The organism is Methanoculleus formosensis (assembly GCF_025384765.1).
Taxonomy (GTDB): domain Archaea; phylum Halobacteriota; class Methanomicrobia; order Methanomicrobiales; family Methanoculleaceae; genus Methanoculleus; species Methanoculleus formosensis.
In genome coordinates, this window is sequence record NZ_VHLL01000002.1 from 402396 (window position 1) to 415890 (window position 13495).

Annotated in this window: 14 protein-coding genes; 8 read left to right on the top strand and 6 right to left on the bottom strand. The window is 64.6% G+C overall.

Features of this window, described 5'->3' with window-relative positions; genetic code table 11:
- Nucleotides 1–19 precede the first annotated feature (19 nt).
- A complete protein-coding gene (locus FKB36_RS05440) occupies nt 20–1930 on the bottom strand; it encodes an agmatine deiminase family protein (RefSeq protein ID WP_315901821.1) in 1911 nt (636 codons plus the stop codon).
- A gap of 95 nt (nt 1931–2025) precedes the next feature.
- Between FKB36_RS05440 and FKB36_RS05445 the strand changes: the two genes are divergently transcribed.
- Complete coding sequence (locus tag FKB36_RS05445) at nt 2026–2586, top strand: manganese efflux pump MntP (protein WP_261597020.1); 561 nt, start codon at nt 2026–2028, stop codon at nt 2584–2586.
- 3 nt (nt 2587–2589) lie between these two features.
- On the opposite strand, the gene FKB36_RS05450 is transcribed toward FKB36_RS05445, so the two are convergent.
- Entirely contained in the window at nt 2590–3510 is a 921-nt protein-coding gene (locus FKB36_RS05450) for a DUF362 domain-containing protein (RefSeq protein ID WP_261597021.1), read from the bottom strand.
- Nucleotides 3511–3797: 287 nt separating this feature from the next.
- Here FKB36_RS05450 and FKB36_RS05455 point away from each other — a divergent pair, with 287 nt between their 5' ends.
- The gene (locus FKB36_RS05455; RefSeq protein WP_261597022.1) at nt 3798–4253 is read left to right on the top strand and encodes a hypothetical protein; all 456 of its coding nucleotides are present in this window, start codon (nt 3798–3800) and stop codon (nt 4251–4253) included.
- On the opposite strand, the gene proS is transcribed toward FKB36_RS05455, so the two are convergent.
- Genes proS through FKB36_RS05470 form a run of 3 tightly spaced genes read right to left on the bottom strand, consistent with a single transcriptional unit; the run spans nt 4254 to nt 7118 of the window.
- Complete coding sequence (proS, locus tag FKB36_RS05460) at nt 4254–5687, bottom strand: proline--tRNA ligase (protein WP_261597023.1); 1434 nt, start codon at nt 5685–5687, stop codon at nt 4254–4256.
- 26 nt (nt 5688–5713) lie between these two features.
- The gene (locus FKB36_RS05465) at nt 5714–6280 is read right to left on the bottom strand and encodes a stage II sporulation protein M (RefSeq protein WP_261597024.1); all 567 of its coding nucleotides are present in this window, start codon (nt 6278–6280) and stop codon (nt 5714–5716) included.
- Nucleotides 6273–7118 (bottom strand): DUF63 family protein, encoded by an 846-nt coding sequence (locus FKB36_RS05470; RefSeq protein ID WP_261597025.1) that lies wholly within the window; start codon nt 7116–7118, stop codon nt 6273–6275. Before FKB36_RS05470 ends, FKB36_RS05465 begins: the two co-directional genes overlap by 8 nt.
- A gap of 11 nt (nt 7119–7129) precedes the next feature.
- Here FKB36_RS05470 and FKB36_RS05475 point away from each other — a divergent pair, with 11 nt between their 5' ends.
- Entirely contained in the window at nt 7130–8215 is a 1086-nt protein-coding gene (locus tag FKB36_RS05475) for an NAD(P)-dependent glycerol-1-phosphate dehydrogenase (protein ID WP_261597027.1), read from the top strand.
- A 7-nt stretch (nt 8216–8222) separates the two neighbouring features.
- A complete protein-coding gene (locus FKB36_RS05480; RefSeq protein ID WP_261597028.1) occupies nt 8223–8675 on the top strand; it encodes a UPF0179 family protein in 453 nt (150 codons plus the stop codon).
- 271 nt (nt 8676–8946) lie between these two features.
- On the opposite strand, the gene FKB36_RS05485 is transcribed toward FKB36_RS05480, so the two are convergent.
- Nucleotides 8947–9819, bottom strand: a complete 873-nt coding sequence (locus tag FKB36_RS05485) for an ADP-ribosylglycohydrolase family protein (protein ID WP_261597029.1) — start codon at nt 9817–9819, stop codon at nt 8947–8949.
- A 68-nt stretch (nt 9820–9887) separates the two neighbouring features.
- Here FKB36_RS05485 and FKB36_RS05490 point away from each other — a divergent pair, with 68 nt between their 5' ends.
- From FKB36_RS05490 to FKB36_RS05505, 4 genes are read left to right on the top strand one after another with little or no spacing between them, the layout of a single operon-like run.
- Nucleotides 9888–10154, top strand: coding sequence for a UPF0058 family protein (locus tag FKB36_RS05490; protein WP_261597030.1), 267 nt, complete (start codon nt 9888–9890; stop codon nt 10152–10154).
- 3 nt (nt 10155–10157) lie between these two features.
- Nucleotides 10158–11729 carry a tRNA uridine(34) 5-carboxymethylaminomethyl modification radical SAM/GNAT enzyme Elp3 gene (locus tag FKB36_RS05495; protein WP_261597031.1) on the top strand — a complete coding sequence of 524 codons (1572 nt, stop codon included), beginning with the start codon at nt 10158–10160 and terminating at the stop codon, nt 11727–11729.
- Nucleotides 11726–12841, top strand: coding sequence for a DNA primase small subunit PriS (locus FKB36_RS05500; RefSeq protein ID WP_261597032.1), 1116 nt, complete (start codon nt 11726–11728; stop codon nt 12839–12841). Before FKB36_RS05495 ends, FKB36_RS05500 begins: the two co-directional genes overlap by 4 nt.
- Nucleotides 12835–13494, top strand: coding sequence for a hypothetical protein (locus FKB36_RS05505; RefSeq protein WP_261597033.1), 660 nt, complete (start codon nt 12835–12837; stop codon nt 13492–13494). The genes FKB36_RS05500 and FKB36_RS05505 overlap by 7 nt, the downstream gene beginning before the upstream one ends.
- Nucleotide 13495 lies beyond the last annotated feature (1 nt).

The window sequence follows — 13495 nt, forward strand, 5'->3', positions numbered from 1 at the left end:
AGCACCGCAACCCACCTTCTTACTCCGGTCGTGCTCCGGCTCTCCCCGCCGACGGTTGCTGCTGGCTGATGCAGTGGATCGCACCGGAGCCCGCGACCATCGCCGTGCAGTCGATCCCGACGACCTTCCGGCCGGGGAAGGCCTGCCGGATCCGGGTCATGGCAACCCTGTCGTTCGGGTGCCCGAAAACCGGCACCAGCACGACGGTGTTCCCGATGTAGAAGTTCGCGTAACTCGCCGGCAGCCTCTCCGTGCCGCCGACCTTCCCCGGCATGGGAAGGGGAATGACCGTCAGGAGGTTGCCGTCCTGGTCGGTCGATGCCCGGAGGATCTCGTAGTTCTCCTGCAAGGCGGCGTAGTTCTCGTCGTCCTCGTTCTCCTCGACTGCGCAGAGGACCGTCGTCGGATTCACGAACCGGGCGATATCGTCGATGTGGCCGTCGGTATCGTCGCCGGCGATACCCTGCTTTAACCAGATGACATGGCCGGCGCCGAGGTAGCCCTCCAGGTAGGCCTCGAGATCCTCACGGGTAAGGTGTGGGTTCCGGTTCGGGTTTAAGAGGCAGGCCTCCGTCGTGATCACCGTGCCGCACCCGTTCACCTCGATGGAGCCGCCCTCGAGGACGATCCCGGGGGTGAAGAGAGGGAGTCCCATCTCGCGGTTCATGACGAGCGGGATCCCGGTATCCTCCAGCAGCTCGGGGTACTTCTCTCCCCAGGCGTTGAACGTCCAGTTCACCATCGCGAGGTCCCCGGACGTTCTGTTCAGAAGGAACGTCGGCCCATAGTCCCGGAACCAGACATCGGCGTAGTCGGCGAGATGGAACCGGACGCCGGACGTATCGACGCCCTCCTCCTCCAGCATCGCCTCGATCCGGGTGCGCATCTTCTTGCCGGTGACGAGGAGGTTGACGGTCTCGGAACCCTGGAGCGCCGCGATGATCTTGACGTAGGCCCGCTCCGCGCCGGCAAGGTCGGGGAACGTCTCGCGGTCGTGGGGCCAGGAGAGCCAGACGGCGTCGTGCGGCTCCCACTCCGCAGGCATGCGGTAGCCGGAGGCTGCAGGAGCCACGCCCGGCAGGAGCCTCCGGACGAGCGGTCGGTAGGTCTCCGGGCGCCGGTTCCGCATGAACCCCCAGCCTTCCCGGACGGCCTCGTTCCCTGCAAGGTCGACCTCGACGACGAGGGTCTCCTCATCGGTCTCGCTCGCCCGGGCGATGACGTTGCCGAACGCGTCGGCGACGAACGAACTCCCGAAGAACCGGATATTCCCCTCGCTCCCCACCCGGTTGACGGCGGCGATGTGGACGCTGCTTGCTATCGCGTGGCCGCGCTGCACCGTCTCCCACGCCTCGCGCCAGTCGCCCTCGGGCGGCTCTTCGCCCACAACCCTCCCGATGGCGGTCGGGTAGAAGATGAGCTCCGCCCCCATGAGCGCAACCGCCCGTGCGGCCTCCGGGAACCACTGGTCGTAGCAGATGAGCACGGCGATCCGGCCGTAGCGGGTCTCATAGACCCGGTAGCGGTCGCCGGGCTGAAAGTAGTTCTTCTCGTAGAAGAGCGGGTCGTAGGGGACGTGCACCTTCCGGTAGGGAGGGAGGAGCCGGCCGTCGGTATCGATCACCACGGCGGTGTTGTAGTACTCGCCCGTCTCGGTCCGCTCGTAGACCGGCACGACGACCACGACACCGTGCTCCCGGGCAAGCGCCGCGAAGGCCTCGGTCGAGGGGCCCGGGATCGTCTCGGCGTAGCGGGAAGCATCTCCCCCCTCATACTGCGGGAAGTAGGGGACGCGGTAGAGTTCCTGCAGGCAGAGGATCCGTGCACCCTTCGCGATCGCCGCTCTCGCCGCCTTGAGAGTATGCTCCAGGTTATAGTCGAGGTCCTCGCTCACCGCCGTCTGGATGAGGCCGATCTTCACTGTGCTCATCTCCATCATCTCTCCGTATCGGTAGGACGCTCCAGCCTTATAACAACCGCCGACCACAGAGTTATCAGGCATCGCGCAGGAAGGTTATAGGAAGAATGGAGTTTGCGACGACCCTCCTTATCGCCATCGGGCTCGCGATGGATGCTTTCGCGGTCTCGATCAGCGGAGGAGCCGCGCTCAGGGAAGGAAGGATCCGGTGGGCGCTCATCATCGGAGCGCTCTTCGGCGGGTTCCAGGCGGGAATGCCGGTGCTTGGCTGGCTCGGGGGGGCGACCCTCGCAGGGTTTACCGAGGCCTACGCTCCCTGGATAGCCTTTCTGCTCCTCGCCCTCATCGGCGGGAAGATGATCGTCGAGGTGCTCCAGGGAGACGGCGAGGTAGCCCCGTTCTCCGCCGGGAACGCAGCCACCCTGATCCTGCTCGCCGTCGCGACCAGCATCGACGCCCTCGCCGTCGGCGTCTCGTTTGCTGTGCTGGATGCCCCGATCCTCCTCCCCGCGATCACGATCGGGATCGTCACCTTCGCCTTCTGTGCCGGCGGCGTGCTCCTCGGGGGCGCGTTCGGCCGGGCCGCCGGACGGAAGGCCGGGATCGCCGGCGGGGTGATCCTCGTCGGCATGGGTCTGCGGATCCTTGTCGAACACCTCTTCAACTGAACCTCAGGCGCTCTCGTCGAGGATCCGCCGCATATCGAGGACGAGATCTTTACTCCCGGGGTCGAGCGCGACGAGCCGCATGTCCTGTGCCGACGTAACCCCGACCCCGAGTTCTGCAGCCCGGGCAATGGTATCCATCGCGAAGATCCGGCCCCGCATCACCTCGGCGGTCGTTTGGTAGTGCCGGAGCAGCGCGATCCCGGCGGCATCGAGGGCGACCCGGTCGGTGCTCGCGAGGATGACGTTCGGGGCGATACGGTTGCCCCGTTCGGGCCCCCCGGTCGAGAACCCCTCCGTCGCGTCCAGGATGGCGACGGCGCAGGGGAGGGAACCGTTGATCTCGGCGACCATCCTCCTCTGGTGCGGCGAGGCGTGCAGTTCCGCCATGTAGTTGTAGCCGTCCCCCGGGTCTTTCTCCGCCACCGCTCCGACCATGTTCTTCAGGGAGAGGGAGACGTGGCCGCCGAACCGGTGCGTCTTCAGGCAGCAGGTTTCGATCACCGCATCGGCCTCCAGAAAGAGCCGGGCGGCCAGAAACCCGCGCTTCCAGTGAAGGTCGTCAGGCGGGATCGCCTCCCACCCCGCAGGGGGAAGCGAGTCGAGCACCACCACCTCCGCACCCGCCCGGGCCGCTACAGCGGCGGCGCCCCGGTTCTCCAGCACGCGAGCGGTCTCTCCCATCCCGCTCCGCTCCCCGAGCACGATCGACCGGGCGCCGGCAGCGCCGACCTCCGAAAAGATCGCCTCCAGCATACCGGGATGGGTCGTCGCGGGGAACGGATCGTCGCTGTTGAAGTTCGCCTTGACCGCAACGGCCTTCCCGTCGAGGGAGGGGAGATCCATCTCGCGCCAGAGCGCCTCGACGGCACGGTGACGATCGGATGCATCGATGACGTAGACTTCTGATGCCGCGGGGGATGCCATGCGCGCAGGGTGACACGACAACCTATAAAAATTCTGGGCCGCCACCCCGGGACGTTATAAACGGTCGAACTGCGGCATTCGCGCCGGGAGGAGACCGTGATCGCGCCGGGCCGGGCAGGCGGATCCACGCGCCTCATTCGACACGTATAAGAGCACCCCGAGCGCAATACGTAGTAAACCTCACGGAAATCGTAGAGATCGCGCATCTCGCGTGGAACGCTTCCGGAAGGCACGAAGCCCCGCGCCCGGTGCCCCGGAAGAGTAAGAGGTATGAGGCCAGTAGAATCATGACTTCCAGAATGCATACTCCCCACACCACCTGTCCCAGCTGCCATGAAGAGGTCTACCTGGACGAACTCGTGGGTGGGCGCTGCCCCCTCTGCGGGTATTCCCTCGATGAAGACGATGGAGCATGCAGCGAATACGAGGAGGCCATAGAGCGCTCCGACCTCGGGTGGATGATCTTTCAGTTTTATGTCTTCAAGCGGTTCTGCAGCGAGGGAGCAAACCCGCTCCAGGTCATGCAGGTCCTCTCCCGGTACGAGGAACTCGCCCAGTGCAACCCCGCCGACGCGGAGAAGATGCAGTTCGCCCTGGAAGTTCCGATGAGCCGCTGGGAACGGCTGCTCCCGAAGAGATGCAATAAATGCGGGAGACTCTTCGTCAAGGGCGGCAAAGCCGTGATCTCAGGAGACCTCGCGGCCCCCGATCACGTAAAAACGTATACCTGCCCGTCCTGCTGATCAGTAGGTCCGGGCAACCAGGGCGGACGTGCCTTTGCCGTTACAGGCGATGCACGGCCCGTCCGAAACGGCGATCAGGTCCGAGCGGATCTCGGAACCGAGGACGCTTGCATCCACCGCCGCCTCAATCTTTTCTGCGCACTCCTGCGACCCGCACCAGTGAACAACGGCAACCCCGGCCTTCACCGCTTCGGCGGTCTCCTCGAGCGTCTTTGTCACGGCGATCTTATCGGCCATCGCCTGCCGCGCCGCCTGCGAGAGATCCTCCCCGAACTCCCGCAGAACGGAGTTGATCCCTTCGACGACGCCACGGCGGTCGAGCGTGGTCTTTTTGCCCGTTCGGGTGACGGCGACGACCGTGTTCGCGTCGATATCACGCGGCCCGACCTCGACACGGAGCGGGACGCCGCGCATCTCCCAGTGGTAATACTTCGCGCCCGGCCGCATATCTCGCGTATCGAGCCTCACGGTGAACCCGGCGCCGCGGAGTTCCTCTTCGAGCGCACCCGCCGCCGCGAGCACCTCGTCGCGCCGTTTCCCGACGATGATCGGGACGATGACGATCTCGATCGGTGCAACCTCCGGCGGCAGCACGAGCCCTTTGTCGTCGCCGTGGATGCTCACGACGGCCGCGATCGACCGCTCGGAGATCCCGTAGCAGGTCTGGTAGGCATACTGCCGCTCTCCGTTCGCGTCCTCGTAGGTGATCTCATAGGTGCGGGAGAAGTGGTCGCCGAGCATATGCGCCGTCCCGATCTGGAGGGTCTTCCCGTCAGGCATGATGGTATCGACCGCGATGGTGTAGTCGGCGCCGGGGAACTTGTCCCAGGCCGGGCGGCGAGAGATGATCACCGGGACGCGGAGGCCCTCGTAGAACTCCCGGTAGAGACCGAGCGCGACCTCGACCTGGGCCGCTGCCTCCTCCCACGTCGCGTGGACGGTATGCGCCTCTTTAAACGACGTGATCTCCCGGAGGCGGATAAGCGGCCGGGTATGCTTCGTCTCGTAGCGGAAGGTATTGACGACCTGGTAGAGTTTCAGGGGCAGATCCGTGTGCGACCGGATCCAGAGGGAGTACATCGGGTAGATGGCGGTCTCGCTCGTCGGCCGGAGGGCGAGCGGCACGTCGAGCTCGCTCGTGCCGCCGTGAGTGACCCAGTAGACCTCGTCCTCGAAGCCCTTGATGTGCTCGGCCTCCTTCATGAACTCGGTCTTCGGGATGAGGAGCGGGAAGATCGTCTCAGCGTGGTCGCGATCCATCAGGTCGCGGAGTATCCCGTACGCACGCTTCCGGATGCCGAACCCGTGGGGGTACCAGACGTACAGCCCCTTGACCGGGTAACGAACGTCCATGATCTCGGCTCGCCAGAGAATCTCGTTGTACCACTCGGAAAAGTTCTCTTTCCGGGGAAGTGCTCCTGTATCTTCGTCCATCCGACTCGTACCTCAAAACCTGTTGATTAAGCTATCATACCTAGGATTGCCGGCGTAATAAATGCCTCTACGACCGCGGCAACCGCGAGGAGCGGGACGACCACCGAGAGAAAGAGCCGGGCGAGAGACCGTGCTTCTGTGGCGGCATCGACCGTGCCGTGCCATTCGCCGAGGAGCGCTCTCCCGAGGAGGAGACCGAGGCCCCCCGCGATGAGGAAGGCGGGGATCTCGAAGATGCCGTGGGGGATGAGCGCCGCCGCGATGAAGAGCATCCCCTGCTGCTGCCGCACGAGTTCCATGATCGCGCCGATCACAAGGCCGTTGACCGAGAGGATCAGCATCGTGACGAAGCCGAGAGAGGCTCCCCCGAGGAAGAGGAGGAGGCAGGCGACCAGGTTGTTCAGGAAGAGTTTCCCCGCAAGGACCGCCGGGGGGTCGGAGAGGAGATCGCCCACCACCTGGTCGGCAAAGAGGGCCATGGCCTCTGCGCCTATATTCGGGTCGCGGGCCACAACAGCAACGCCGATGGCGATCGCGACGGCGAAGAAGATGGTCGCGAGGCCCGTTGACCGGAGAAGCGATCGCTCAGACATAGAGCACCATCCGCACGAGACTCCGTATCCCCGGCGCCATCCCGACGACGATCATGGCGAGCAGGATGAGGTGCCAGAGACCGGGGTTTCCTTCGCGCCGGTACATCTCAAGGATGTAGATGGCGGGGACGAGCACCGCGATCTTCAGGAGGAACATCGAGAACGCGGTTCCGGTCGCATCGATCAGGGCTCCGCCCACGACGTGCTGCTCCACATAGTGGATAGGGTGGATATCGATCCCGTAACTCGTGGCGCTCGCGTCCAGCATGTGACCGAAGATGAGAAGTTTGTAGAGGATGTTCGAAGCGTAGTCCCACTTCAGCACGTAGACAAAGAATGCCCAGAGGGCGAGCGACGAGACGACCGTGAGGGCAAGGATGATCCCGAGGACGTCGAGGGCGATCGTCGTCTCGGTGAGGCCGAACCAGGCGAGAGCCAGAGCAGCAACGATGCAGGCGACGATCCCCGCACCGCCGTAGAAGCGGCTGTAGCGGGCGACGAGACCGGCGTTCTCCGCGAGTTTCCCGGCGAAGAGAGATACTATCGCAATACCGAAGATCGTAAAGAAGATCAGGGGTGTAATCAGGAGGAAACGGAAGTCGGAGGTTATCATCCCGGTATCCTCGACGACCCGGAGAAGCCCCCCGAGGACGACGAACGGCATGGTCGCAAGCACCAGTTCCTCGTCGACGGCGATCCCGTACCGCCTGAGGCCCCGATAGACGATATAGACCGCTACGATGAGGATCAGGGCATAGGTCAACGTATCGACAAGCGTATACGCCTCGCCGTAGCGGATAGGATCGATGTAGTATTTGTAGAGGAACTCCCTAATCATTGTTGATCTAAATGAGCGCAGACCGCATAAACCTACTCAGAACCAAGGTCTTCGACAAGTCGAAGTGGATGCAGCTCCCCCGCGACGTCGTCATCGGCCACGACGTCATAGAGCAGATCCAGGCTGTCTGCGAAGACCTTTCTCTCGGCGACTCTGTGCTCATCGTATCGGGAGGAAGGACGCGGGACGTCGCCGGGAAGAGGGTCGAAGCGCTCCTCTCCAGCTCCTACGACGTCGCGACGTTCGCCGCAGGCGAGGACGATCCCATCGAGACGATCAGGAAGGCCGAGGCGGCGGCGGCGGCAACGGCGGGGTTCGTCATCGGCGTCGGCGGCGGCCGGATAATCGATATCGCGAAGATCGCCTCCTACAACACCGACCGCCACTTCATCAGCATCCCCACCGCCGCGTCGCACGACGGGATCGCCTCGTCGCGTGCCTCGGTGCCGACCGCCGACGGGAACGTCTCGCTCGCGGCCGAACCCCCCATCGCCGTCGTCGCCGATACCGCCATCATCGCGTCGGCGCCCCACCGGCTGCTGGCGTCCGGGTGTGCGGACATCATCGCGAACTACACCGCGATCCTCGACTGGGAACTCTCCCACCGTCTCCGGTGCGAACCGCTCTCGGAGTATGCGCTGACCCTCTCCCGGATGACCGCCGAGATACTTTTTAAGAATGCCGACCTCATCAAGCCCCACTCCGAGGAGGGCGCCTGGCTCGTGACGAAGGCGCTGGTATCTTCAGGCGTCGCGATGAGCATCGCGGGGTCGTCCCGGCCCGGGAGCGGAGGCGAGCACAAGTTCTCCCATGCGCTCGAGCGGCTCGCGCCGGGGAAGGGCCTCCACGGGGAAAAGTGCGGTATCGGGGCGATCATCACGATGTATCTCCATGGCGGGGACTGGGAAGGGATCCGCGACTCGCTCAAGAAGATCGGCGCACCGACGACCCCGGCCGAGATCGGGGTCGACGACGAGACGGCGGTTGCGGCGCTGCTTGCCGCGCAGACGATCCGGCCGGAACGGTTCACCATACTGGATATGGGACTGACCGAGGATTCGGCGCGGGATCTCGTGAAGATGCTCTACCGGGAGTGAGGAAAGAATGGTGAACGTGAAGACAAAGGTGACGCTGATCGGGGCGAAACTTGCGAAGCAGGGGCTTGATTTCGTCTACGAGGGTGATTCGCGCACGGAATGCGAGAAGTGCAAGGTCCGTAAGGCCTGCCACAACCTGCAGCGGGGCAGGAAGTACCGCGTCGCCGCCGTCCGCACGAACACCCGCCATGACTGCCCTGTCCACGACGAGGCGGTGATCGCGGTCGATGTCATGGAGGCCCCCGTCATAGCGCTGATCGGTGCCGATATGGCGATATCAAACTCGAAGGTCAGTTACGAGTTCTCCTGCCCGAGAACCGGGTGCCGGAGTTACCCGCTCTGTCGTCCCGATGGGGTCATCGAGGGGGAGAAATACGTCGTCGGGGAGGTTCTCGGCAACGCCCCCGACGTCTGCGAGCGCGGCCGGGCGCTGAAACTGGTGGAACTCCGGCCGCTCTGAAGCCGGTACGGCGAGCCATCCCCCTGCACAGCACTCTCACGAAAATGGCGACCCTGCGCACCTGGCGGTGCTCATGCTCCGTTCCTTGCGGAACGTCGCACTTCGCGGCTTCGCGTTCTTCGCGTGAGGCCGTTTCGGCGTTCAGCCCCGCTAGCTCACGCGAAGCCGCGAAGAACGCGAAGTTCGGCATAATTACCTGTAACTCTCCTTCGCACCTGCGGTGCTCATGCTCGCTCCGCTTGCACCTCACGTGAGGCCGTACCGCTATCCTTTATAGGCGGCTCACCCCTGCGAGCCGTCGGGCGAGATCGACGATCTCCTCCCGGTCGCGGAGCGCGGCGAGCCACGACGCGGGGATCGCCTCGCACCCGTACCGCGCCCCGGCGAGTCCGCCGACGATCGCGCCGACGGTATCGGCGTCGCCCCCGAGGTTGACCGCAGTGACCACCGCTTCGCGGAACGACGGAGCGTCCATGAAGACCCTGACGGCGCAGTGGGTGCAGAGGACGGCATTGAGCGACGGTTCCGGCGGATACGCCCGGTAATCATCGAGAAGGTCGTGGAGTTCGGGGTCCTCGCAGGCGGCAAGCGCCGCTCCGAACGCCCCGCCCACCTCTTCTCCCCTGCAGATCCCGCTGACCATCCGGTTGACGAACGCCGAGGCCTCGCCCGCGACGGGATCGAAGTGTGTCACGCGGGATGCAGCGAGGCTCGCCTCCCGCACCTCCCCGGGCGGGTAGAAGATTCCGACCGGGATGCCGCGCATGACGCTTCCGTTGCTCCGGCTCCCGCCCCGCGCCTCGTGCGCCATCCTTGCGGCGACGGTGGGCGCGACACCTTCATCGACGAGGTCGAGGACGGCACGGGACGTCGGCCCGAAGAACTCCGGGTGGGCGCGGTAGACCCGAACCAGGCGACGAGAGAAGTCCGCCGGGTCGAGTCCGCCGCACTCGATAAGCGTCTCTGCCAGGGCTGAGGCCTGGAGGGTGTCGTCGGTATACTGGCCGATATCGACGTCGTGAATCCCGCCCCTCACCATCTCCGTTACGGAGAACGGAGCCGGCGGAAGGCCTTCCAGGGGCGCGCCCAGAGCATCGCCGATTGCGAGCCCTACGAGCGCTCCGACCGCCCGCATCTTGTGCATATAAAAAGATCACCAACAAATTATATCTACCCGCGAACAGTAGTATTCTTTCGAGGAAAGGTGATATCGTGCAAAAGGAAGAGCTGCTCCACTTACACATGTTATTAGTCCACATCAGAAAGTACTACGAAAGCACGACAGGAGAGGATGTCCCGACCGGCCAGTATAACGCTCTCCACATCTCCCCCGTCCATATCCATAAAAACAAGATCACCCACAAAAAAGCAATTCTAACACTCGGGGGCGAACTCATCCACCACATCCGGGAACACCACAATCCTTACATCGAATACCACGCTGATTTTCAGTCCGAACGCATCGCAACCGAACACTAAACGATGAACGATACCGATACGCTCCGGGAGATCATCTCCCGCCTTTTTTCTACCGGGGATTCTGCCGACGTCCAGAAGATCAAACTCGAGGTCTGCCGTGAGCACGGCGCAAATATGCCCAAGAACTCCGCGATCCTCGCCGCAGCCACACCCGATGAGCGCGAGCGGCTCCGACCGATCCTCCAGGTGAAACCCACCCGGACGATCTCCGGGGTGGCGCCCGTTGCGGTGATGACCTCGCCCCACCCCTGCCCCCACGGCAAATGCCTCCCCTGCCCCGGCGGGCCGGAGCACCCCTTCGCCTCCCCCCAGAGTTACACCGGAGAGGAGCCCGCGGCGCTCCGGGCGAGAGAGCACGCCTTCGACCCCTACGCCCAGGTGCAGGCCCGCCTCGGGCAGTTCGAAGCACTCGGCCACCACGTCGACAAGGCGGAGCTGATCGTGATGGGCGGGACAATGACCGCCCGCCCGATCGAGTACCAGGAGTGGTTCGTCGGGGCCGCCGTCCAGGCGATGAACGACTACCCGCGGGCGGGAACGGCGCAGGAGCGGCCCGACCTCGATGCCGTCTTTGCCGCGAACGAGTCGGCACGGGTCCGCTGCGTCGCCGCGACCTTCGAGACAAGGCCGGACTGGTGTCGCGAGGAGCATATCGACCGGATGCTCTCGATGGGCGTGACCAAGGTGGAACTCGGCGTCCAGCACCTGGACGACCGGATCCTCGACCACAACCGCCGCGGCCATGCGGTCGCGGACTCGGTCGCGGCGAACTGCCTTCTGCGGGACGCCGGGCTGAAGGTCGGGTTCCACATGATGCCGAACCTCCCCGGGGCGAGGATGGAGGACGACCGGAAGATGGTCCGGGAACTCTTCGCGGACCCGCGGTTCCGGCCGGACTTCCTGAAGATCTACCCGACCCTGGTGACGCCGGGTTCAGAGATCGAGAGCCTCTGGGAGCGGGGGGAGTACCGGCCCTACACCGAGGATGAACTGATCGACCTCGTCGCCTACGCGAAGTCCCTCCTCCCGGTGTACGTCCGTCTCCAGCGGATCCAGCGCGACATCCCGGCAAAACTGATCGTCGCGGGCTCGCGGCACAGCAACTTCCGCCAGCTCGCGGAGGCGCGGCTCCATGAGCAGGGGCTTCGCTGCCGGTGCATCCGCTGCCGCGAGGTTGGCCGATCGGCCGAACCCGGGGAAGTGGCGGTCTCGACCCTGGTTTACCGGGCATGCGGCGGAGAGGAGCGGTTCATCCAGGCGGGCTCGGAAGACGCCCTCGTCGGGTTTGCCCGGCTCCGGTTCCCGCACAGACCCTTCCGCGACGAACTCACGGATGCCGCACTCCTGCGCGAGCTCCATGTCTACGGGAGCGTGGTGCCGATCAGCGCCCCGGCATCCGCAGACGAGTGGCAGCACCGCAGTTTCGGCAGCGTCCTCCTCTCCGAGGCCGAAGAGGAGGCACGGGATCACGGCTACCGCCGGCTCGCGGTGATGAGCGGTGTCGGGGTGCGGCCCTACTACAAGAAACAGGGATATGAACGAGTGGGGCCATATATGATCAAGACGTTCCCATGAAACCCGCGACACTCGAGTTTGTGAAGCAGAGGTTTGCCGGGTATTATCAGCGGCAGAGCCTCACCGTTCCGTCCTCCCTCGAGCAGCGCGAATGGGGATTCGTCTTCTTCGACGCCGCCGAAGTCCGGATGCGGCGGCACATGGCGTTTGCCGACCCGCTGGAACTCGGCGCATACGTGAAAAACCTGGTCCCCGCGCACGTCTACTACTCGACGGCCTACTACCAGACGCCGTCGGCGCCGACGATGAACGAGAAGCACTGGGCGGGCGCCGACCTCATCTTCGATCTCGACGCCGACCAGATCGTCCGCGGCCCCTACGCGATGATGCTCGCGCGGGTCAAGGAGGAGACCGGGAAACTGCTCGCGATGCTGACCGACGAACTCGGGTTTGCCCGGAGCCAGATCCGGGTCGCCTTCTCCGGGGGGCGCGGCTACCACATCCACGTCACCGAGATAGCCGTCCGGGGATGGAGCAGCCAGGAACGGCGCGAGATCATCGACTACGTCTGCGGCATCGGGCTCGATCCGGCCGTGCTCTTCACGCCGGCGGGCGGCGAGACCGGGTGGCGGCGGCGCTACGCTGAGGCGCTCCGCGCCCATCTCTCGGGGCTTGCGGCCCTTGATTCGGCGGAGGCGACGGCGTACCTCTCCGGGCTCGACGGTATCGGGAAACGAACGGCCGCGGAGTTCTTCGCGAAGATCGAGAGCCACGCCGTGAAACCCCCACAAGATCTCCTCAAAGATCGAGTCGTTCGGGCGATCACGGCTGCACCCGACTTCGAGGAGAGGCTCCGGGACGCCGGGGCGCGTGCGGACGAACCGGTCACGACCGATATCAAGCGGCTGATCCGGACGCCGGGGTCGCTTCACGGCGGCAGCGGGATGCGGGTCGTGCCGCTCGATCTCCGGGACTTCGCGGAGTTCGATCCCCTCGTGGACGCCGTGGTCTTCGGCGACCGCGACGTGCGGGTCGATCTGAAGGCAGCCTTCACCACGTCCCTGCTCGGGAACACCTACTCGCTCAAGGCAGGGGTCCAGAACGTCCCCGAAGCGCTCGCGATCTTCCTCTGCTGCCGGGGGATGGCAGAGATAGCCGGGGGTGCATGGTGATCGATCTCCTGGAGAAACTCCGCCAGATGCTGCTCGATATGCAGCACTCGGGACGGCTTTCCTACATCGAGCCCGGCCTCTACGACGATGCCCGGGAGTACGTCGAGAAACGCAAGACCGACTACTACGACCTCAAAAACCCCCTGGAGAGTCGGATGGGGAGCCTGATCATCGAGGAGATAGGGAGCGTCACCGAGACCGTTCAGGAGATCTTCTCGGTCAGGACCCGGCAGGTTCTCGACCTTGCGTTCCAGCAGGCGGAGGGGCAGTACGCGAGCAAAGATGAGGCCCGCAAGATGCTTCCGGAGGAGCGGGTGATGTACGAGCGGATCATCTACGCCATCGAGGAGTGTCGAGAGGCGCTCGTCCACGGCGAGGCGGCCCCGTTCGTCGGCGACGACGTGGACACGGCCGACCGGATCGACGAGGACAAAGGGCTGCCGGAACCCCGGGGTGCACCGGCGGCTCCCGCTCCCCGTCCCGTCCAGTCACCCTACGCCCTCGTGCATATCCGCTCCGATGTGGAGTCGTTCATGGGGATGGACGGCAGGACGTACGTCCTGAAGACGGGGGACATCGTCACCCTGCCGGAAAACAATGCAGACGTGCTCTGCGAGCACGACATAGCCTTAAATATTAGGCTTAACAAGTGAT

What these genes read in the sequence shown, in the direction of transcription:
- FKB36_RS05440 (WP_315901821.1), bottom strand. Translation starts at nt 1,930, where the DNA reads ATGAGCACAGTGAAGATCGGCCTCATCCAGACGGCGGTGAGCGAGGAC.
- FKB36_RS05445 (WP_261597020.1), top strand. Translation starts at nt 2,026, where the DNA reads ATGGAGTTTGCGACGACCCTCCTTATCGCCATCGGGCTCGCGATGGAT.
- FKB36_RS05450 (WP_261597021.1), bottom strand. Translation starts at nt 3,510, where the DNA reads ATGGCATCCCCCGCGGCATCAGAAGTCTACGTCATCGATGCATCCGAT.
- FKB36_RS05455 (WP_261597022.1), top strand. Translation starts at nt 3,798, where the DNA reads ATGACTTCCAGAATGCATACTCCCCACACCACCTGTCCCAGCTGCCAT.
- proS (WP_261597023.1), bottom strand. Translation starts at nt 5,687, where the DNA reads ATGGACGAAGATACAGGAGCACTTCCCCGGAAAGAGAACTTTTCCGAG.
- FKB36_RS05465 (WP_261597024.1), bottom strand. Translation starts at nt 6,280, where the DNA reads ATGTCTGAGCGATCGCTTCTCCGGTCAACGGGCCTCGCGACCATCTTC.
- FKB36_RS05470 (WP_261597025.1), bottom strand. Translation starts at nt 7,118, where the DNA reads ATGATTAGGGAGTTCCTCTACAAATACTACATCGATCCTATCCGCTAC.
- FKB36_RS05475 (WP_261597027.1), top strand. Translation starts at nt 7,130, where the DNA reads ATGAGCGCAGACCGCATAAACCTACTCAGAACCAAGGTCTTCGACAAG.
- FKB36_RS05480 (WP_261597028.1), top strand. Translation starts at nt 8,223, where the DNA reads ATGGTGAACGTGAAGACAAAGGTGACGCTGATCGGGGCGAAACTTGCG.
- FKB36_RS05485 (WP_261597029.1), bottom strand. Translation starts at nt 9,819, where the DNA reads ATGCACAAGATGCGGGCGGTCGGAGCGCTCGTAGGGCTCGCAATCGGC.
- FKB36_RS05495 (WP_261597031.1), top strand. Translation starts at nt 10,158, where the DNA reads ATGAACGATACCGATACGCTCCGGGAGATCATCTCCCGCCTTTTTTCT.
- FKB36_RS05500 (WP_261597032.1), top strand. Translation starts at nt 11,726, where the DNA reads ATGAAACCCGCGACACTCGAGTTTGTGAAGCAGAGGTTTGCCGGGTAT.
- FKB36_RS05505 (WP_261597033.1), top strand. Translation starts at nt 12,835, where the DNA reads ATGGTGATCGATCTCCTGGAGAAACTCCGCCAGATGCTGCTCGATATG.